This window comes from Faecalibacillus sp. H12 (genome assembly GCF_013361255.1).
Taxonomy (GTDB): Bacteria; Bacillota_I; Bacilli_A; order Erysipelotrichales; family Coprobacillaceae; genus Faecalibacillus; species Faecalibacillus intestinalis.
Genome location: NZ_JABWDK010000001.1, coordinates 114,530 through 135,682 on the forward strand (window position 1 = coordinate 114,530; position 21,153 = coordinate 135,682).

Annotated in this window: 20 protein-coding genes, 3 tRNA genes and 1 other annotated feature; of the genes, 19 read left to right on the plus strand and 4 right to left on the minus strand. The window is 28.2% G+C overall.

Annotation, left to right across the window (positions count from 1 at the left end; all coding sequences use genetic code 11):
• From HUU89_RS00690 to HUU89_RS00700, 3 genes are read left to right on the plus strand one after another with little or no spacing between them, the layout of a single operon-like run.
• Positions 1-2,232 carry a CDP-glycerol glycerophosphotransferase family protein gene (locus tag HUU89_RS00690; protein WP_175300720.1) on the plus strand — a complete coding sequence of 744 codons (2,232 nt, stop codon included), beginning with the start codon at positions 1-3 and terminating at the stop codon, positions 2,230-2,232.
• Between the two features lie 35 nt (positions 2,233-2,267).
• Positions 2,268-3,446 carry a CDP-glycerol glycerophosphotransferase family protein gene (locus HUU89_RS00695; protein WP_175300721.1) on the plus strand — a complete coding sequence of 393 codons (1,179 nt, stop codon included), beginning with the start codon at positions 2,268-2,270 and terminating at the stop codon, positions 3,444-3,446.
• Between the two features lie 8 nt (positions 3,447-3,454).
• Entirely contained in the window at positions 3,455-4,555 is a 1,101-nt protein-coding gene (locus HUU89_RS00700) for a CDP-glycerol glycerophosphotransferase family protein (RefSeq protein WP_175300722.1), read from the plus strand.
• Here the strand turns inward: HUU89_RS00700 and HUU89_RS00705 are convergent, their stop codons facing one another.
• Positions 4,556-5,206 (minus strand): HAD family hydrolase, encoded by a 651-nt coding sequence (locus HUU89_RS00705; RefSeq protein WP_117347120.1) that lies wholly within the window; start codon positions 5,204-5,206, stop codon positions 4,556-4,558. It lies immediately after the preceding gene.
• A 115-nt stretch (positions 5,207-5,321) separates the two neighbouring features.
• Between HUU89_RS00705 and HUU89_RS00710 the strand changes: the two genes are divergently transcribed.
• From HUU89_RS00710 to HUU89_RS00720, 3 genes are read left to right on the plus strand one after another with little or no spacing between them, the layout of a single operon-like run.
• Positions 5,322-5,657, plus strand: coding sequence for a type II toxin-antitoxin system PemK/MazF family toxin (locus HUU89_RS00710; protein WP_022001148.1), 336 nt, complete (start codon positions 5,322-5,324; stop codon positions 5,655-5,657).
• 52 nt (positions 5,658-5,709) lie between these two features.
• Positions 5,710-6,585 carry a DUF975 family protein gene (locus HUU89_RS00715; RefSeq protein WP_175300723.1) on the plus strand — a complete coding sequence of 292 codons (876 nt, stop codon included), beginning with the start codon at positions 5,710-5,712 and terminating at the stop codon, positions 6,583-6,585.
• 14 nt (positions 6,586-6,599) lie between these two features.
• Positions 6,600-7,334 (plus strand): CPBP family intramembrane glutamic endopeptidase, encoded by a 735-nt coding sequence (locus HUU89_RS00720; protein ID WP_175300724.1) that lies wholly within the window; start codon positions 6,600-6,602, stop codon positions 7,332-7,334.
• Between the two features lie 19 nt (positions 7,335-7,353).
• On the opposite strand, the gene HUU89_RS14840 is transcribed toward HUU89_RS00720, so the two are convergent.
• Positions 7,354-8,070, minus strand: coding sequence for an N-acetylmuramoyl-L-alanine amidase (locus tag HUU89_RS14840; protein WP_175300725.1), 717 nt, complete (start codon positions 8,068-8,070; stop codon positions 7,354-7,356).
• Positions 8,071-8,145: 75 nt separating this feature from the next.
• Positions 8,146-8,343, minus strand: a complete 198-nt coding sequence (locus HUU89_RS00730; protein WP_022001144.1) for a helix-turn-helix domain-containing protein — start codon at positions 8,341-8,343, stop codon at positions 8,146-8,148.
• 100 nt (positions 8,344-8,443) lie between these two features.
• Between HUU89_RS00730 and HUU89_RS00735 the strand changes: the two genes are divergently transcribed.
• From HUU89_RS00735 to HUU89_RS00755, 5 genes are all read left to right on the plus strand, one after another.
• The gene (locus HUU89_RS00735; RefSeq protein ID WP_032091374.1) at positions 8,444-8,701 is read left to right on the plus strand and encodes a hypothetical protein; all 258 of its coding nucleotides are present in this window, start codon (positions 8,444-8,446) and stop codon (positions 8,699-8,701) included.
• Between the two features lie 58 nt (positions 8,702-8,759).
• Positions 8,760-8,835: transfer RNA gene (locus tag HUU89_RS00740), tRNA-Lys, on the plus strand.
• A gap of 246 nt (positions 8,836-9,081) precedes the next feature.
• A complete protein-coding gene (locus tag HUU89_RS00745) occupies positions 9,082-10,563 on the plus strand; it encodes an HAD hydrolase-like protein (protein ID WP_175300726.1) in 1,482 nt (493 codons plus the stop codon).
• Between the two features lie 74 nt (positions 10,564-10,637).
• Positions 10,638-10,728 (plus strand) — tRNA-Ser (locus HUU89_RS00750).
• Between the two features lie 8 nt (positions 10,729-10,736).
• A tRNA-Asp gene (locus HUU89_RS00755) sits at positions 10,737-10,813 on the plus strand.
• A gap of 31 nt (positions 10,814-10,844) precedes the next feature.
• Here HUU89_RS00755 and HUU89_RS00760 read toward each other — a convergent pair.
• Positions 10,845-11,378, minus strand: coding sequence for an NUDIX hydrolase (locus HUU89_RS00760; protein WP_175300727.1), 534 nt, complete (start codon positions 11,376-11,378; stop codon positions 10,845-10,847).
• Between the two features lie 253 nt (positions 11,379-11,631).
• Here HUU89_RS00760 and HUU89_RS00765 point away from each other — a divergent pair, with 253 nt between their 5' ends.
• The 8 genes from HUU89_RS00765 (at position 11,632) to HUU89_RS00800 (ending at position 21,102) form a co-directional block, all read left to right on the plus strand.
• Positions 11,632-12,612, plus strand: coding sequence for an RluA family pseudouridine synthase (locus tag HUU89_RS00765; protein WP_147580002.1), 981 nt, complete (start codon positions 11,632-11,634; stop codon positions 12,610-12,612).
• 48 nt (positions 12,613-12,660) lie between these two features.
• Positions 12,661-13,578: an ROK family protein gene (locus tag HUU89_RS00770; RefSeq protein WP_032091369.1), complete on the plus strand. Its 918-nt coding sequence runs from the start codon at positions 12,661-12,663 to the stop codon at positions 13,576-13,578.
• Positions 13,579-13,669: 91 nt separating this feature from the next.
• The gene (mnmA, locus tag HUU89_RS00775) at positions 13,670-14,803 is read left to right on the plus strand and encodes a tRNA 2-thiouridine(34) synthase MnmA (protein WP_175300728.1); all 1,134 of its coding nucleotides are present in this window, start codon (positions 13,670-13,672) and stop codon (positions 14,801-14,803) included.
• Positions 14,803-17,052, plus strand: coding sequence for an ATP-dependent RecD-like DNA helicase (locus HUU89_RS00780; protein ID WP_175300729.1), 2,250 nt, complete (start codon positions 14,803-14,805; stop codon positions 17,050-17,052). The genes mnmA and HUU89_RS00780 overlap by 1 nt, the downstream gene beginning before the upstream one ends.
• 186 nt (positions 17,053-17,238) lie before the next feature.
• Positions 17,239-17,433 (plus strand) — a binding site (T-box leader).
• Between the two features lie 40 nt (positions 17,434-17,473).
• The gene (gene alaS / locus HUU89_RS00785) at positions 17,474-20,080 is read left to right on the plus strand and encodes an alanine--tRNA ligase (RefSeq protein ID WP_175300730.1); all 2,607 of its coding nucleotides are present in this window, start codon (positions 17,474-17,476) and stop codon (positions 20,078-20,080) included.
• Between the two features lie 51 nt (positions 20,081-20,131).
• Complete coding sequence (locus HUU89_RS00790) at positions 20,132-20,386, plus strand: IreB family regulatory phosphoprotein (RefSeq protein ID WP_022001134.1); 255 nt, start codon at positions 20,132-20,134, stop codon at positions 20,384-20,386.
• Positions 20,386-20,805, plus strand: a complete 420-nt coding sequence (gene ruvX, locus HUU89_RS00795) for a Holliday junction resolvase RuvX (RefSeq protein ID WP_022001133.1) — start codon at positions 20,386-20,388, stop codon at positions 20,803-20,805. The genes HUU89_RS00790 and ruvX overlap by 1 nt, the downstream gene beginning before the upstream one ends.
• Positions 20,806-20,808: 3 nt before the next feature.
• Positions 20,809-21,102, plus strand: a complete 294-nt coding sequence (locus tag HUU89_RS00800) for a DUF1292 domain-containing protein (RefSeq protein WP_052011100.1) — start codon at positions 20,809-20,811, stop codon at positions 21,100-21,102.
• Positions 21,103-21,153 lie beyond the last annotated feature (51 nt).

Consider the following 21,153-nt stretch of genomic DNA (forward strand, 5'->3'; position numbering starts at 1 on the left):
ATGAAAATTAGTGTGATTGTCCCTTATGAAGGATATTATCAATATTTAAAAGATTGTTTAGAAAGTTTAAGTGAACAAGAAAATGTTGAAATTGAAACATTATTAGTGGGAAGTCAAGATGACCAAAAATTTCAACAATTAGTAGACACATATAAAGATAAAATATCTTTGAATGTTATTCCTTGTTCAATAGAAGAAGGCGTTGCTAAAAAAAGAAATCTTGGTTTAGAAAATGCAACAGGAGATTATATTTATTTCATTGATAGTGATGATTATATTATGCCTCAAACATTATCTTGTTTGCTTCAAGATGCTATGCAAAAAGATTTAGATTTAGTTGTTGGTAGAAGATGGGTCACATGGTTTAAAAAACAAGTTTTTGAAACTATGGGTGATGAAAAAAATGAAGAATTAAATTTGAAGGATAAAGATGATGATCGTAATCATAAATTCTTAGAAAAAGATTATTCTGACATAGATGATAGTGATGAACAAAGAAGAATTGATTTATTAATTAGAGCGAAAAAAGGGATTCGAAATATTTCAGTTTTAAATATTTTAATTAAGCGTACTTTAATTGAAGAAAATCATTTACGTTTTAATGAAGATTTCATTTATTATAGTGATTTACCTTTTGTAGAAGGACTTGTTATGTATGGGCATAAGATAGATTTCAATGACAAAACACTCTATGCAAAAAGAAAACATAATGATCCAATCAATACACCAGCTTTGTCGCAAATTAAAGATGAAACTAAATTTGATGAATTTATTAATGTCTATAAGTATGCTATTTCTTTAGTAGATAAAGAAAGTAGAATTCGTTATTATTTAGATTCTAAAATGATTAAATATTATAGTAATTTCTTTGCTAAGAAAATTAGACGATCTAAAGATGATTTTTGGAGAGATGAAAGATTTGATCAAATGTCTATTTTAATGCAGGATGTAAGAGATGATTTATTGAAAAATATGTCTCATTATCAAAAAAAGATGGTGAAACTTGCTAGAAATCATGATCTACAACAAACACAAAAAGTGATTGCTAAACATCTTGCTAAAAATAAGATGAAAAAGATATTAAAAAATAAAAATGAAATTAATAAGTATTTATATCGTCATAAATATATCAATGAACCAATTGAAGAAAATTGGGTCATGTTTGAAACTTTTATGGGTAAAAGTTATGCGGATTCACCAAAGTATATTTATGAATATTTAGCTAAAAATTATCCAGGAAAATATAAATTTATTTGGGTTTTAAATGATCCTAAAGAAAAACTGCCTTATGAAGGAATCATTGTTAAAAGATTTACGAAGAAATATGCTTATTATTTAGCTAAATCTAAATATTTTGTTTTTAATATCAGACAACCTTTATGGTTTAGAAAAAGAGAAGGTCAAGTTTTCTTAGAAACATGGCATGGAACACCACTTAAACGTTTAGCTTTTGATCAAGAAGAGGTGACTGCAGCTTCTCCAACTTATAAATCTCAATTTTATCGTCAAAAACAAGAATGGGATTATTTAATTGCAGCAAATAAATTTTCAAGTGATATTTTTAAAAGTTGTTTTATGTATACCAATGGAACAATGTTAGAAATTGGATATCCTCGTAATGATTTATTGTATGCACCAAATAAAGATCAAATTGCATTAGATTTGAAAAAGAAACTTCATATTCCATTAGATAAGAAAACAATTTTATATGCACCAACATGGAGAGATGATGAATACTATGGGAAAGGGCAATATAAATTTAAGTTAAAATTAGATTTAGAAATGATGAAAGAAGAGTTAGGAGATGAATATGTCATCCTACTTAGAACACATCATTATATTGCAGATGCGTTAGATGTTACAGGAGTTGAAGATTTTGCCTATAATCTATCTAAATATGATGATATTACTGAAATTTATTTAATTTCTGATATTTGTATTACAGATTATTCAAGTGTTTTCTTTGATTATGCTAACTTAAAAAGACCAATGTTATTCTATACTTATGATATAGATAAATATCGTGATGTTTTAAGAGGTTTCTATATTGATATGGAAAAAGAACTTCCTGGTCCACTAGTTTATTCGACTAAAGAAGTAATTGATCAAATTAAACATCTTGATGAAATGAATCAAAAATATGCTCAACGTTATGAAGTATTCTATGATAAATTCTGTTCTATCGATGATGGAAATGCTTCACAAAGAGCAGTTGAAGCAGTTTTTAAATAAGGGGGTTACCCCTTATTTTTATAAGGAGGTTTAAAATGCTTAGATTAATAAAAAATATCTTAGGTAAAACAATTAAGTTTATTTATCGAATAACTTATAAGTTAATACCAACTCATAAAAAAACAATCTTGTTTATTGCTTTTCATGGTAGGGGATATAGTGATAATCCTAGAGCTATTTATGAATATATGAGACAACAAGATCAATTTAAAGATTATCGTTTTATATGGGCTATTAAGCACCATAAAAAGAAAAACATTTCTATTGAAAATGCTAAAGTGATTGAATATTTTTCAATTCCTTATTTCTTTTATCTTGCAAGAAGTCAATATTGGATTGCTAATTGTAAATTACCAATGTATGTTTTAAAAAAGAAAAATCAAATATATTTACAAACATGGCATGGAACACCGCTTAAAAAATTGGCTTTTGATATAGAAGTTCCTGAAGGAACTACTTTTTATCGAAGTGGCATGAATGAAGAAATGATGCATGAAACATACGCACAAGATGTTAAAAAGTATAACTATATGATTTCTCCAAGTGCTTTTACAACTGAGATTTTCCAAAGTGCTTTTAGAATTAATAGAGAAAGATTAATTGAAACTGGCTATCCACGAAATGATTTTTTAACAAACTATACAGAAGAAGATGTTTTAAATATTAAGAAAAAATTAGGAATTCCTCTTGATAAAAAGGTACTTCTTTATGCACCAACGTGGAGAGATAATTCTTATATAACCAAAGGGTATACTTTTAAATTAGAAGTTCACTTTGATAAATGGCAAAAAATATTAGGGGATGAATATGTTATTGTATTTAAACCTCATTATTTAATTGTTAATGATTTTGATATTGATCAATATCAAGGATTTGTTTATTTTGTAGAAGCTAATGAAGATATTTCTAATTTATATATTATTGCAGATGCTTTAGTTACTGATTATTCAAGTGTTTTCTTTGATTATGCTATTTTAAAAAGACCTATTTATTTTTATATGTATGATTTGATTCATTATCGAGATGAATTAAGAGGTTTTTATTTAGATGTTTATCATGATTTACCTGGAGATATTATTGAAGATGAAAACCAACTATTAGAAGAAATTAAAAAAGGTTACGATTATCAACGTTTAGATAAGTTTAATCAACGTTTTAATAATCATGAAGATGGTAAAGCTTCTAAACGAGTAGTTGATATTGTTTTTAAGTAGGTGCTAAGATGGGATTACAAAAATTAATATTAAATATTATTTTGGGATTTTTAAATATTTTTGTTAAGAGATTTAAAATAAAAGAAAATCAAGTTGCCTTTGTTTCTTTGGAATCTAAATATTTAGATTCTGATATGAAATTGATTTATGATGTTTTAAAACAAGATAAACAATTAAATCTCAAAAAAGTTGTTATTGAGTATGATCAACAAGGAATAAAACAAAACTTTTTATATATGCTTAATTGTATTCAACAGCTTTTTGTAATTAATACATCAAAAGTGGTTATTATAAGAGATAATAATTATGTTGTTTCGACGTTTAAAAGAGAAGGAGTTAATGTGATACAAGTATGGCATGCTTGTGGTGCGATAAAAAAATTTGGGAATGCACTTGCTAGAAAATATCCAATTAAAAATTATGATTATGTGATAGCAAATAGCTCTTATTGGAAAAAACCGTATAGTGAAGCTTTTTCTGTTAAAGAAGAAAATGTGGTTGTTACTGGTATGCCAAGGGTAGATTGTTTATTTGATGATAGTTATTTAAAAGCATCTAAAAATAAATTGTTAGCTAAGTATCCAATTTTGAAGGATAAAAAAATTATTTTATATGCTCCTACTTTTAGGGGAAATATCTACCAAGGTTTTTCAATGCTTCCATTTGATGGTGAAAAGTTAATAAATTCTTTTGATGAAAATACGTATCTCATTTATAAATTACATCCATTGTTAAAAAATGTTTGTCTTCCGCAACACCCTCGTATTATTGATATGTTTAATGAAGATACACATGAATTGTTTGCTTTAAGTGATCTCTTGATTTCAGATTTTTCATCGATTGTTTTTGATTATTCTATTTTAAATAAAACAATGTATTTTTATGTTCCAGATTTAAATGATTATTTAAAAGATGTTGGATGTTATGTAAATATAGATTTATTTCCAGGAAAGATTTGTAAAAATATTGATGAGTTGATTCAAGGAATACAAAAGAATGAAGTGGGAAATTTAGAAGCTTTTAAAAATATATTTTTTGAATATCAAGATGGTAAAAATACAAAACGTGTTGTTGAATTGATTTATGATATATTAAAAAAGTCTCTTTAATTAGAGACTTTTTAAATACGCTGTAACTTCAGTTAAATCTTTTAAAATTTTAAATGTTTTTTCTTCATATTGTTTTTCTGGATATTTCATATCAGGAATGCAAATTACTTTGATGTTTGCATCATAGCTTGCTTGAATTCCTGCTTCACTGTCTTCTAAAACAATAGCTTCATCAACATTAACGCCAAGTTTTTGACAAGATTTTAAGAAAACTTCAGGATTTGGTTTTCCTTTAGTAACTTCGTCACCACAAATAGAATCATCGAAGAATTCTGTGATTTTAGCTTGTGCTAAAATTTTATCTACACGATCACGATTACTTGAAGTAGCAACAATTGTTTTATAATTATTATCTTTTAAATAATGTAATAATTCAACAAGTCCTTTTTTTACAGGAACTCCTTCTGTTTCAAAACGTTCAGCCATTAATTGATGTACATCTTGAATCACGTTTTCAATAGGAAAATCATTTCCATAAACATCATAAAATCTTTGATAGATTCCTTTAATAGGTTTCCCTAATAATGTTTTATAAAATTCTTCATCCATTGTTAAATTCATATCTTTTAATCTTTCTTGATAACATTCAAAAGTCACTCTTTCGCTATCAATCATTAAACCATCCATATCAAATATTATTGCTTTAATCATTTTAGTATCTCCTTTTTTTATTATTCGTGATATATCATAGCATAAATCAAGGTGTTAAAGAAGCAATTATCATAATTTGAAAAACGACTCATAAAATTCAATAGGAGGTTATTTTATGATTAGTAGGGGAGATATTTATTATGCTGATCTTTCACCGGTTATAGGAAGTGAACAGGGTGGAATAAGACCTGTTTTAGTATTACAAAATAATAAAGGAAATAAATTTTCAACAACTGTTATTGTTGCCCCAATTTCGTCAAAACTCACCAAAAATCCTATTCCCACGCATGTCATTATTCGTTGTGATTCTTTAGAAAAGAAATCTGTTATTTTACTTGAACAAATAAGGACGATTGACAAAGTTCGATTTCAAGAAAAATTAGGTACTTTAGATGATTATTTTATGAAGAAAGTAAATGAGGCTATTAAAACAAGTTTGGATTTAAAATAGTTTTCATCAAATATAATATTTGTTATAATGCCTTTATAGGATGGTGAAAGAAATGAATATATATGATATCAAAAATAAAGCAAATGAAGTATTAAGACAACCTAATCAGTTATTTAAGGTTATTTTATATGTTGGTATTATTCAAGCTTTATTTTCGGCTTTATCAGGATTATTTGATGGCATTTTAGGAAGTATTATAAGTTTAATTTTAAGTATTTTAACAGTTACTTTGGGACATGGAATTATTGTAGCGTCTTTAAAGGTTGTTAATAATAATGGAAATTTAGTTGATGAAAAAGAAGATTCACTTGTAGGAATTAAACGATTTGGTCAACTTTTTCCAACATATTTTTTGTATAGAGTTGTTGTTGCCTTAGCGGGTATTGTTGTAGGGGTTATTGGAATGCTTTTGATGTATACAATGATTACAGATGCACAATTTTCAAATTTATCTCAACTTGTTTTGATGTATGTTAATAAATCAACGATTTCTCAAGATGAAATTGTTAATATTGTTGCTTCATTATCAAATGTGTTTTCATTTGTTTTTATACTCGTAATTATTATTTCGATTTTATCTGTTTATTTATCATTAAAATTTGGATTATTTAACTACATTTTACAAAAATATAATTATACTGGATTAACAGCCTTAAAAGAATCCAGTCGCTTAATGAAAGGAAATAAATGGACTTTGTTTAAATTAGAATTTTCTTTCTTTGGATGGATGATTTTAGCTGGTTTGGTTTCAGGCGTTGTGGCAATGTTTGTAGAAACGATTATGCCTATTCCTTTTTTAGCAACATTTATAACAGGGGTTGTTTCTACTTTCTTTAGTGCTTATTTTTATGATGTAAAGCTTAATACATGTTTTGCTGTTTTCTATGAAGAATTAGATTATGCAGATAAAAATAGTGTTGAGCTATAGTTGAAGGGATGTTTATGATGAATGAAAACTTTGCAGGAAAGATTAATGGAAAACAAAAAGCAATTGGATTTATTCTTTTATTTCCGTTATATTTATATGTCATACCAAGGTTTGCTAATTTTGGTATTTATCTTTTATTAAAGTATACAAATATTACAAGAGATACGACAATTTTAGGAATCTACTTAAATTTGATTTGTTCATTATTGAGTTTTGTTTTGGTTGTATGGCTTTTAAAAGATTTTTTGATAGATAATATAAAAAGATTTAAGGAACATTTTACAGATAATTTTGTTTATTCTATTACAATTGGTATTGTAATGATTTATGGAATTTCAATTGTTGCTAATATGATTATTAATTTTGTATTGGGTGGAGGATCAAATGATTCTGCCAATCAATTATTATTTGAAGATTATCTAAATAATGGTGCCTTATTGATGGCTTTTCAATCGGTTGTTTTAGCACCTATATTAGAAGAACTTTTATTTAGAGGACTTGTTTTTAGAAGTCTTAGAGATAAAAGTAAATGGTTAGCTATTTTTGCAAGTTCATTCTTATTTGGCTTTTTACACATTTATTCTGCTTTATTTGCTGGTGATCTATCGCAACTAATTTATTTGCTTTCCTATGGTGGAATGGGGTTTGCTTTTTCCTATGCTTATGAAAAAAGAAAAACAGTTTGTGTACCTATTTTAATGCATATGATCAATAATTTGGTTGCCATTATATTATTAGTTTTTATGTAAAACTCCGTATAGGAGTTTTTTATACTTTTATACCTTTTATTAGATAAGACCATGTTTTTTTACCAACGATGCCATCTACTTTTAAATTTCTATTATTTTGAAATTTCTTAACAGCTTTTTCGGTATTGATACCAAAGATACCATCAATTTTTAAGTTGAATCCTACAAAGTTAAGGCGTTCTTGAATGAGTCTTGTAATTTTTCCTTGGGCATCTCTTTTAACAGTAGGATACGTGCGAAAACCTTGTTTTTTAATTTCTTGATTTAAACGTTGCAACCAAGTATCTTCTAAAACAATATGATTTGAAGAAATAATTGTAGAAAATGGAAAATGGGTTCCTGGGCAATCTGTAGAAGCAACATCTTTATGTCTTTTAATGCTAGAAATGTGATATTTATTTTTTATATAAGAAACTAAATCAATTAAGGCATTGAGTTGTAAAGGATTCATTTCTTCTTTCATGAAATCTCCTTCAGCACAAATACCGATTGAATCATGATTTGCACCTTTAGCATGCGCTCCGATTGTATCTTCAGGTCTACCTTGATAAATCGTACCATCTTTTCTTACTAAGAAATGATATCCAATTCCACTCCAACCTTTTTTTAAATGCCACTGATGGATATCTTCTACACTACATGTTTTTGCTTGTGCATGATGCAAAATAATTTTATTTGTTTTATTTCTTTTGAACAATGGAGAAGCCCAGTTGTATTTTTTACGAATGATTTGCATAGTTCACCTCCCTATAGTACTTATATGCTTAAGATATAAGATGATATAGGTAAAATAAAAAATAGTTTATTAAAACTATTTTTGTACAAAGGTAATTACATCATTAGGTTGACAATCAAGAATCAAACATAATTTTTCAAGAGTGAGAGCTGTAATATTACTATTCTTTTTTAATCTGTCTAAAGTTTTATGATCAATACCACTTTTTAGAAGAACATATTGAGAAATCTGCTTTTCTTCCATTGTATGCCATAACGGTGAATAATCAATCATTGTTATGTCCTCCTTATATGTATAATTATATAGAATTATTCTTGCAAAAATATTGTGAACATATACACAATAACGTATAATATGATTTAGGTGATCAAAAATGGCAATGTATACTTTAAAAGGGATTGGTGAAATATCAACAGATGCTTTTGATGAAAAAATAACTTTAAGAAATCTATTACAACATTTTAGTTTTTATGATTTTATTATTGTAGATACAAAACAAAATATTCTTTTTCAATATAATTCAAATGATGATTGGTTTCATAATCTAATTAGTTTAAAGAAGTTTTATAATCAAGAAGTTATTACAGTATATAAAAAAGAAAATCATTTTTATATTTCAATAGATTTTTAAGAAATTTAATGATTTTCCTTGATTTTAAAAATAGATTGTATTAGAATATCATTGTTATCTCTCCGTAGCTCAGTTGGTAGAGCATCTGACTCTTAATCAGAGGGTCCACGGTTCGAGACCGTGCGGGGAGACCAATTGATAAAATGGCTTAAACACTAGGTTTTACTAGAGGTTTGAGCTTTTTTTATATCTTGTTTTAGAAACTTTGCTTGGTTAAACTAGGGCATATTAGGTTGAACTAAAAGTGTGCAAAAAAATGAAATATAATCTTATAACAAAATATTTAATGAAAAAAATGTAATTCTAAGTGAAAGTTCTACATTTTTTTATCATATATTTAATAAAATGTATGCTATAATTACAAAAGAGAGGGTGATTTTATGTTTTATAGTCAAACATGTGAAAATATAAAATTGATTATTTTTACGTTAGATGGTGGCTTATTAGATCTCAATAGACTAAGATATAATTATTATCGAAGTACATGTGAAACCTATCATAAAGTTGCTACTCGTGAAGATTTTTCTAAAATGCTTGGAAATATGAATACGATGTATGATCATTCTTTACTGTCTGATTATATTTCTGCTAAAGATTTTAATAGAATGGTTGAAAAGGATTTATTTGAATATATTAAATTAAAACCTAATATTAAAAGAGAAGGCGTTGATGAGTTGATTCAATATTGTAAACAAAAAGATATCAAGATTGCAGTATATACGACTCATAAAACAAAAAGAGCTATTCAATATTTACAACTTGCAAAGATCTATGAAAAAATTGATTTTTTAATTGGTGGAGATTCACGACTTAAACCTTTACCTGAAGTGGATGTTTTAGAGGTGACATGTCAACAAATGAACATTGATCCTTCTCATACAATGGTGGTTGCTAATTTTGAATCAATGGTTGAAGCGGCTAATCATTTACTTGCAAATGTTATTTACATGCCAGATTTAGTACCAGCCAGTGATAAGATAAAGGCCAGTGTTTATAAAACGACTAAAAATCATTTAGAAATTATGAATATGTTTTTATTTTCTAAGTATGATTCTGTGGAATTGTTTTCACCGCTTCTTGGAATGAATGCACAAATGGATTTAGAAACTTTGACACATACTCGAAATCAATTATTGGATAAATATAAAGATGATGAGCAATTAATTGCATTGGTTAATAGAACATATGATTATTTTAATGAAATCTTATCAAAACAATTTTTAATTAATGAGTTAGAAAAACAAGAAACAAAGAGATTTTCATTTGATGATGAACAAAATGATAATGTTCAAGGGGTTCATGATAAATTTAATGATGTTGTTTTAGAACAAGAGCAAGAAGATGAAATTTTACCTGATGAACAGGATGATACGTTTCTATTTTCTAAGGCATCTTCTTTGGATCCCCAAAGAATGAGTGAATTAATGGATATTATAAATGGAGATGCCGTAGATGAAAAAAGTCATGAAGAGAATAAAACAAATGAAGAAAATAAAAATAATACGATAGAACAAGAACATTGGTTAAATAAAGTAATTGATGTTGTTTATAATTTATTGATTTCGGTTATTATTGTATTTTTTGCTTTAATTGTACAAATTTTATTTCAAGGAAATTCTTCTAAACTTTCACAAATTATCAATATGATAATCGATGGTTATGTAGGAATTATAAATTTTATTTTTGGTGTGTTGTTTGATATTTTACATAGTTTTATAAGTGTAATACCATCATATAAAATGTTTGTTTATCATAATTCATCGCTATCATCAATGGCAGTAATTGCGTTATTGGCTATTATTTCAAATTTTATTTTAATAACTTTAATTAAGAAAATTGTTCAAATGTTGAAAAAAGACTAAAAATTAGTCTTTTTTTTAAAAAACTATTTACAAATGTAAAATTAGATGATATTATAAATGGGCACTGATGTGATGGAGACATACTCAAGAGGCTGAAGAGGCGCCCCTGCTAAGGGTGTAGGTCGGGAAACTGGCGCGAGGGTTCAAATCCCTCTGTCTCCGCCATTTTATTTGGTCTGGTAGTTCAGTTGGTTAGAATGCCGCCCTGTCACGGCGGAGGTCGCGGGTTCGAGTCCCGTCCAGACCGCCAAATAAAAAATAAACTGCTTATACAGCAGTTTTTATTTTATATATTTATCATTGTATGCTTTCATAATAGCGATGATTGTTTTAGAATCATGGATTTCATTATTCATGATTTTTTTATAGGCTTCATCTATTGGCATAGAGATAACGTCTATAAATTCATCTTCATCTCCTTCAAGGGGATTTTCAACTTTAAATAGACCTTTTGCTTCATATAAATGAATAACTTCATCACAATATCCTGTTGTTGGATATATTTCATTAATAAGTTCCATGGATTTACAACTATAACCAGTTTCTTCTTCCAATTCTCTTTTACCGGCAGGTCCAGCTTCTTCACCTAATTCTAATTTACCAGCAGGAATTTCTAAAGTATCTTTATTGTAGGCATATCTAAATTGTTTGACGAGCAAGATACAATCATCGACGACTGCTAAAATACCTACACCGCCATGATGTCTTATGATTTCTCTTGTTGCGAGCCTTTTGTTAGGACATTCTACCTGATCTTTATAGACTTTGATGATTTTTCCATCGTAGATTATTTCACTTTTAACTTTTTTTTCCATCTTTTTTACCTCGTTTATATTTTATAATTCTATTATACGTTATTTTGAAATGAATAAAATAAAAAAAGTATGCGGGGGTGCATACTTTTTTTTCATCTATTATTTACGTAAGGATGATAATAGGGGGATGTTAGAGTGAATGCGTTTCACTTAACAAATATATTATAACACGTTTATTTTTAATGTAAAGGGTTTCATAAAAATAAAAGATAACTTTAGCTTAGTCTATGTTATAATGACGTTGGTGATAGAAATGAAAAAAATAGTAATTAAAGAAAATGATGCAAATCAAAGAATCGATAAATATTTAAAAAAATTATTATGTAATGCACCTAGTAATTTTATATATAAGATGTTTAGAAAAAAAGATATTAAAATTAATGGTAAAAAAGTAAATGAAAAATATATTCTACAAAAAGATGATATTTTAGAAATGTTCCTTTATGATGATAAATTTAATGAATTTACAAAAGAAAAAGATATTTATGATTTAAAAAGAGAATTTAAAGTATTATATGAAGATCAAAATATTTTAATTGTTGATAAACCAGTAGGTTTATTAGTTCATGGGGATGCTAAAGAAAATGTAAATACGCTTTCTCATCAAGTTTTAAGTTATTTAAAAGAAAAAGGTGAATTGGATGTAGGCAGAGAGAGTACCTTTACTCCAGGACCAGTCCATCGTTTAGATCGTAATACAAGTGGGATCGTTATTTTTGGAAAGACTTTAGCTGCTTTGCAGGATTTAAATGAAATGATGAAAAAACGACATCATATTGAAAAATCATATATGACGATTTGTAAAGGAAAGCTTACTAAACAACAAGAACTCGTAGGATATGTTAAAAAGATAGATAATGAAGATCGTGTACGTTTTGTTAAAAAAGATGATAAAGATGCTCTAATGATGAAAACAATTGTAAAGCCAATAAGAACTACAAATGATTTTTCTTTAGTTGAAGTTAAAATTATTACAGGAAGAATGCATCAAATAAGAATACATTTATCAAGTATTGATCATCCAGTTATAGGTGATCGTAAATATGGTGATTTTGCTTTAAATAAACAAATGAAACAACAATTTGGATTAAATAATCAACTTTTACATGCCTATAAAATTAATTTTGTTGATCCGTTTGGTTCACTTAGTTATCTAAAAGGGAAAAAAATTATTTGTCCTAAGCCAACACAATTTAAAAAAATTGAAAAAAGTTTATTTGAAAGCGTTCTCTAAATACATATTTTATTGTATAATTTAGCTATAGTTTTAGGAGGAAATAGAATGAAATATTATATCGGTATCGATTTAGGTGGAACAAATGTAAGAACACTATTAGTAGATGAAAATGGTGAATCTTATAGTGAAGTTAAAGGACCTACTGAATGTCAAAATGGTCCGGATTATGTATGTGATAAGATAATAAAACAAATCGAATCATTAGATACATCTGTATGTGGTGGTTTGCAAGGTGTTGAAGGTATTGGAATTGGTGCTCCAGGGCCAGTAGATACAGAACTTGGTATCATGATTATGGCAAGTAACTTACCAGGATTTGAAAACTACCCAATTTGTCATAAATTAAAAGAAAAATTTGGATTACCAACTTTTATTGATAATGATGCCAATGTTGCAGGTTTAGCGGAAGCTATATTAGGTGCAGGAAAAGATTATAAAACAAATTATTTTATTACTTGTTCAACTGGTGTTGGTGGAGCATTTGTTGTTGATAAAAAATTAGTATCTGGTGGTAGAGGTCACGCTGGTGAAATTGGAAACATGATTCTTGTACCAGGTGGTTATAAACAAGGTGCTTTAAATCCAGGAGCTGTTGAAGGAGAAATTTCTGGTACTGCTCTTACAAGAAAAGGAAAAGAAGCTAAAGGCGATTTAGTAAAACATGCAGGTGATGTTTTCAAATTAGCTGCTGAAGGAGATGAAGCTTGTCAAAAAATTGCTGAAGAATTTATTGATGGTTTCTCTACATTACTTGCTAATGTTGCTCATACTGTAGATCCACATTGTTTTGTATTAGGTGGAGGAGTTTTCAAATCTAAAGCTTATTTCTGGGATGAACTTGAAAAAAGATTTAATAGTAAAATTCATGTAGGTATGAGAAATCATATTCCTCTATTATTTAAAGAAATTGATGATTGTGGTGCAATCGGTGCTGCCATGTTACCAATGTCTCAATTAGATTAAAAAGAAATAGCCCCTTAAAGGGGCTATTATTGTGTCTTATTGTTTTACTTTAATTTTGTTTTTGATATAATACACGAGAAGGAGGACGATTATGAAAAAAAGAGTCGTTTTAGGATTAAGTGGAGGTGTTGACTCTGCTGTAGCAGCTTATTTACTTAAACAACAAGGATATGAAGTTATTGGCGTATTTATGCGAAACTGGGATAGCCAATTAAATAATGATATTTTAGGTAATCCCACAAATGATAACGATATTTGTCCTCAAGAACAAGATTATAATGATGCTAAAGCAGTAGCTAAACATCTTGGAATAGAAATTAGAAGAGTCGATTTTATTAAAGAATATTGGGATAAAGTTTTTACGTATTTTATTGATGAATATGCTAAAGGAAGAACACCAAATCCTGATATTTTATGTAACAAACATATTAAATTCAAAGCGTTTTTAGAATACGCTGAAGAACTTAATGCAGATTTTATCGCAACAGGACATTATGCGCGTGTTGAACATCATGAAGGTAAAGATTCAGTGATGTTAAAAGGAATTGATCAAAATAAAGATCAAACATACTTTTTATGTCAACTTAATCAAAAACAATTACAAGCTTCTTTATTTCCTTTAGGAAATATTACAAAACAAAAAGTTAGAAAAATTGCTGAAGAATTAGATTTACCGGTAGCTCATAAAAAAGATAGTACAGGAATTTGTTTTATTGGAGAAAGAGACTTTAAACAATTCTTACAAAATTATATTCCAGCAAAACCTGGAAAGATGGTTGATATTCAAACTGGTAAAGTGATTGGTGATCATATTGGAATTATGTACTATACGATTGGTCAAAGAAAAGGTTTAGGTATTGGTGGTTCAGGTGACGCTTGGTTTGTTGTTGGGAAAAACTATGATAAAAATATTTTATATATTTGTCAAGGGGACCAAAATGATTGGTTAATGTCTACAGGTGCTTTAATTACAGATGTTAACTGGATACCAAGTATTAAACCTCAAGAAGCTATTAAATGTAATACAAAGTTTAGATATCGTCAAAAAGATAATCCAGTAACTCTCACTTTTATTGATGAAAATACTGTAAAATTAGAATTTGATCAACCTGTTAAATCTGTAACTCCAGGACAAGCAGCTGTTTTCTACGATGGAGATGTTTGTTTAGGTGGAGGAACGATTGAAAAAGTCTATAAAGACGGAAAAGAGATTGAATATCTATAATGTTAAAATATACAGGATATATTAGAAAGATTCGCTATTATAGCGAATCTTCTCATTATATAGTTGCATTATTAGAAGTAGAGGAAGATCAGGAACTTTTAACAATGAATGGCTATATGTCAAATTTTAATGATTATGATAAATATGCTTTTTATGGTGATTTTGAAATTCATCCTAAATATGGTCAACAATTTAAATTAGATCATTATGAAATTGTATTGAGTACAGATGAAGAAGAAATCATTAAATATTTATCAAGTCCATTATTTAAAGGAATTGGTCCTACACAAGCAAAATACATTGTTGATGCATTAGGAGAAAATGCACTTTCTTTAATCAAAGAAGATAAACATCATTTAGATTTAGTTAAAGGAATGACAGTGGCTAAAAGAGAACTTATTTATGAAGTATTGACTTCTAATGATTATGATCAAGAAGTCACACAATTCTTTATGGGCCATGGTATTTCTTTAAGACATATTGGTATTATTCAAGAAACTTATAAAGAAAAAACATTAGAAATTTTACAAAATCATCCATATCAATTAGTAGAAGACATTGATGGTATTGGTTTTAAAACAGCAGATGAACTTGCTTTAAAAACAGGAGGAACTTTAGATAACCCAGATCGTTTAAAAGCAGGGGTTATTTATAGTATTAAACAAAGTTGTTTTTCATCAGGAAGTATGTATGTATTTTATGGTGAAATAAAAAAAGCTTTTCATAAAATTATTTATCATATTGATGATGAGGTTTTTGATGAATATCTCAATACTTTAGTAGAAGAAGGAAGAGTCATCAAAGAAGGAGAATATTATTATGATAAAGAGCTTTATGAAAGTGAAGAAATCATTGCAAATTTTTTACACAAAATAAATGATTATCCAGAAGAATTTTATGATGAAAATGAATTAGAAAGACTGCTTGATAACTATCAGGATAAATTTGGTATTGTCTATTCAACAAAACAAAAAGAAGCAATCGAGTACTTTTTAAAATATCCAATGATGATTTTAACCGGAGGACCAGGAACGGGGAAAACAACAGTTGTTAAAGCGCTGATTCAAATCTATCGAACACTTTATCCAGAAGATGCAATTTCTCTGGTAGCACCTACAGGAAGAGCAGCGAAAAGATTAAGTGAATTAACAGGTTTGGATGCTTGTACGATTCATCGAGAACTTAAATGGGATTTACATAAAAATTCATTTGCGATGAATCGAAATAATCCTTTAAGTAGTCAAGTTTTAATTATTGATGAGTTTTCGATGGTTGATAGCTTACTTTTATCTAAATTGTTTGATGCAAGCAGACGTGTTCATAAAGTGTTGTTTATTGGTGATTATCATCAACTTCCTTCAGTAGCACCAGGAAATGTTTTAAAAGATTTTATTGAAAGTCAATTAAAAGTTATTGAATTGGATGAGATTTATCGTCAATCAAAAGATTCAGGAATTGTGCAATTGGCACATCAATTAATTCATCAAGAAGTGAATGATTTATCATTGTTTGAACAATATAAAGATATTCATTTTTATAATAGTACCAATTTTGAAATTATTAAAAATGTGACAACAATTGTAAAAAAAGCAATAGAAAATGGCTATGATCAAAATGATATACAAGTTTTAGCACCAATTTATCAAGGTGTTGCAGGAATCAATGCTTTAAATTTGGCTTTACAGGAAATTTTTAATCCTAAGAATCATCAAGAAGAATATCGTATTGGACAGAAAGTTTATCGAGAAGGAGATAAGATCTTACAGTTAAAGAATAGACCAGATGATGATATTTATAATGGTGATATAGGTGTTTTAGTTGAAATTAACCGTAAAGATGGTTTTGAATATTTAGAAGATACGCTTATTGTTGATTATGATGGTAATTTAGTCGAATATACATCAAAAGATTTTATGACTTTTACATTGGCTTATTGTATGTCAATTCATAAAGCTCAAGGAAATGAGTTTAAAATTGTTATTATGCCTGTTTTAAATGATTATTATATTATGCTTAAAAGAAATTTGATTTATACAGGTCTAACAAGAGCTAAACAAGCTTTATTTATTTTAGGTAATCCACAAGCTTTTCTTTATGGTATAAAAAATATTTCTGATAGTAAAAGAAAAACAACATTAGTAAGTAAAATCAATCAAAATAAAAACGTTGAAACATATGAAGAATCTTCATATAATCAAGAACTTAAACAAAATATTACAGATTTTTTAAATGATGATGAAACTGTATAATTTTATAAAATAAAGACATACTCAAATAGAGGTGATAAAATGAAACGCAATAATATTATTATGGCATTAACTCTTACATCATTAGCACTTCTATTTAGTGAAACTGAATGTGGTTGCCATGTTATGGAAACAATTAAAGAAAAAATGTAAGATATTGAAATACTTTTGTATTTCGTGTATAATGCAAATAAATCGTTGAAAAAGATCAGTACTATATAGAATATTTTAGAGAGAACATGGTGGGTGAAAATGTTTATAGGATATATAGGAAAGCTACTTTGGAGAGTAATTAATGATTACCGTAGAACTGCGTTAAAGTTTAATTAAGGGCATGTATTTTTACATGAACTAGGATGGTACCGCGATAAAGTCGTTCCTAGATAAGGACGACTTTTTATATTGTCAAAAAAGGAGAAAAGAAATGAAACAATTAACAGGAAATCAAGTTAGACAAATGTTCTTGGATTATTTCAAATCTAAAGGACATATGATTGAACCAGGTGCATCACTTATTCCTCATAACGATCCAACTTTATTATGGATCAATGCAGGAGTTGCTGCACTAAAAAAATATTTTGATGGTAGTGAAAAACCAGCATGTAATCGTATTGCAAATGCACAAAAATCAATTCGTACAAACGATATTGAAAATGTTGGTAAAACAGCAAGACATCATACTTTCTTTGAAATGTTAGGAAACTTCTCAATTGGAGATTATTTCAAAGAAGAAGCGATTCCATTTGCTTGGGAATTTTTAACAAGTCCAGAATGGATTGGTTTTGATAAAGAAAAATTATATGTTACTGTTTATACAGATGATGAAGATGCTTATCGTATTTGGACAGAAGTATGTCATGTAGATCCAAGTCATATTTTAAAAACATATGAAAACTTCTGGGAAATTGGAGAAGGTCCAGGTGGTCCTGACTCAGAAATTTTCTATGACCGTGGAGAAAAATATGATCCTGAAGGTTTAGGAGAAAAATTATTCTTCGAAGAAATGGAAAATGATCGTTATATTGAAGTATGGAACGTTGTTTTCTCTCAATATGATTGTAATCCAGCGATTGATCGTAAAGAATATAAAGAACTTCCACAAAAAAATATTGATACTGGTATGGGACTTGAAAGATTAGTAAGTATTATTCAAGGTGGAGAAACAAACTTTGATACTGATTTATTCTTACCAATCATTCATGCTACTGAAAAATTAGCCAATGTTTCTTATGAAGAAAATAAAATGGCTTACCGTGTTATTGCTGACCATATTCGTACTGTAACTTTTGCTTTAGCTGATGGAGCAATGTTTGATAATGCTGGTAGAGGGTATGTTTTAAGACGTATTTTAAGACGTGCTGTTCGTTATGGTAAACAAATTGGTATTGAAAAAGCATTTATGTATGATCTAGTACCATTGGTTTGTGATATGATGAAAGATTTCTATGATTATTTACCAGAAAAACAAGATTTTATTTCAACAATGGTAAAAAAAGAAGAAGAAGCTTTCCATAAAACATTATTAAATGGTGAAAAATTATTAAAATCATTAATTGATAAAAATGAAAATGGAGAAATCAGTGGAAAAGATGCTTTCAAACTTTATGATACATATGGTTTCCCATTTGAATTAACATTAGAAATCGCTGAAGAATCAAATTTAACAGTTAATGAAGAAGAATTTAAAGAAGAATTAAAAATTCAACAAGAAAGATCTCGTGCATCACGTGATAACAATGAATCAATGGCAAGTCAAAAACCTGATTTAATGGCTTTTGTTGAACCTTCTACATTTGTTTATGATCCTACACCAATCCAAGGAAAAGTTATTGGATTATTCAAAGATGGTGTTAAAACAGATGAAATCACTGATAAAGGAGAAGTTATCTTTGATACAACTCCATTCTACGCAGAAATGGGTGGACAATGTGGTGATACTGGATCATTAGATAATGAGACAACACATGCAAATGTTGTTAATACTTTAAATGCACCAAATAAACAACATATGCATTTTGTTGAAGTAAAAGAAGGAGCTATTCATTTAGGTGATACTTTTACATTATCAATTGATCAACAAAAACGTCGTCAAATTACAGCAAACCATAGTGCAACACATATTTTACAAAAAGCTTTACAAGAAACTTTAGGTGATCATATCAGCCAAGCAGGTTCTTATGTTGATGATAAAGTTTTAAGATTTGACTTTACTCATTTTGAAAAAATTTCTGCTGAATTATTAAAAGAAATTGAAGAAAAAGTTAATCAAATTGTTTTTGAAGGACGTCCTGTTGTTATTAAAAATATGACAAAAGAAGAAGCTTTAGCATCAGGGGCAATGGCTTTATTTGATGAAAAATACGGAGATGTTGTTCGTGTTGTCAACATTGGAGATTACTCTATTGAATTATGTGGTGGTTGCCATGTTTTAAACAGTTCTGAAATTGGTTTATTTAAAATCGTTAGTGAAGAATCTGTAGGTAGTGGAATTAGACGTATTGTGGCACAAAGCGGTTTAGCTGCTTATAATGCAATGGTTCATGAAAAAGAAACAGTAGATACAATTGCTTCAACATTAAATCTTAAAAATAGAAAAGATGTTGTAAACAAAGTAGAAGCATTAAAAGAGGAATTAAAAGAAGCTAAAGTAGAAGTTGAACAATTATCAGCTAAATTAAATGCAATTCAAGCCGCTTCAAAAGCAAATGATATTGAAGAAATCAATGGAGTTAAAGTTCTTTATGTTGAAGAACAATTAGAAAATGCCAAAGCAAAACAATTAACATTTGATTTTAGAGATCAATTAGAAAGTGGAATCGTTGTTTTAGTTTCAAAATATGAAGAAAAATGTTCGTACTTTGTTTCTGTGTCAAAAGATTTAGTTGGTCAATATAAAGCAGGAAATATCATTAAAGCAATCAATGAAGTTGTTGACGGTCGTGGTGGTGGAAAACCTGACTTTGCTCAAGGTGGATGTGCTATCAATGATAATATTTCTAAAATCAAAGGTGCTTTAAAAAATATTTTGTAATTTAATACAGTATAAGGTATAATATATATTATAGAAAAGAGGGTGAGTTAGATGGAAGATTTAACAAAAACAAGAGTATTTAGTTCAGAAGATATGCGTAGAGAAATGATACGCAGTAATCTTAAAACAGTTATCAATGCTTTAAATGAAAGAGGATACAATGCTGTACATCAAATCGCGGGTTATCTCATATCTAATGATCCTGCATACATCTCTTCTCATAAAAATGCAAGAAATATTATTCAACAAGTTGAAAGAGATGAAATTATTGAAGAATTAGTAAAATCTTATTTGGAGAAAGAATAATGAAAAAAGTATTAGGTCTTGATTTAGGGTCTAGAACTTGTGGTATTGCCATGTCAGACATTCTAGGAATGATTGCTCATGGTGTTGAAACGTTTCGTTTTAAACCTGATGATTATTTGACATGTGCAAAACATGTTAAAGAAATTGTTGAAGAAAATGAGATTGAAACGATTGTTTTAGGTTTACCAAAACATATGAATGGTGATATTGGTGAAAGAGGACAAATTTCAATTGAATTTAAAAAACAATTAGAAGAAATGATTGAAGGAATCAATGTGATCTTAGTTGACGAGAGGTTAACAACGGTAGTTGCTGAAAATCAACTTCTTTTTGCGGATGTATCAAGAAAGAAAAGAAAACAGGTAATTGATAAAATGGCGGCAGTTGCTATTTTACAAGGTTACTTAGATAGAGGATAAGTTATGGATGAAAATACAATTGTTGTAACTGATGAATTAGGAAACGAAGTAGAGTATGAAATTTTATTTACATTTGAAAATGAAGAAAATGGACATCAATATGTTGTTTACTTCGATCCTGAAAAAGATGAACCAGAAGCACAAGCAGCAATCTTTGATGATGAAGGTGGACTATTTCCAATTGAAACTCCTGAAGAATGGGAATTAGTTGAAGAAGTTTTCCAATCATTTGTTTCAGAAGAAGATGAAGATGAAACTGAATATTGTGAAGGAGAAGATGAAGATTGTAATTCATAAAAGCTAATGAAAATTAGCTTTTTCCTTTTTTAGACATGAACAGTTCATAGA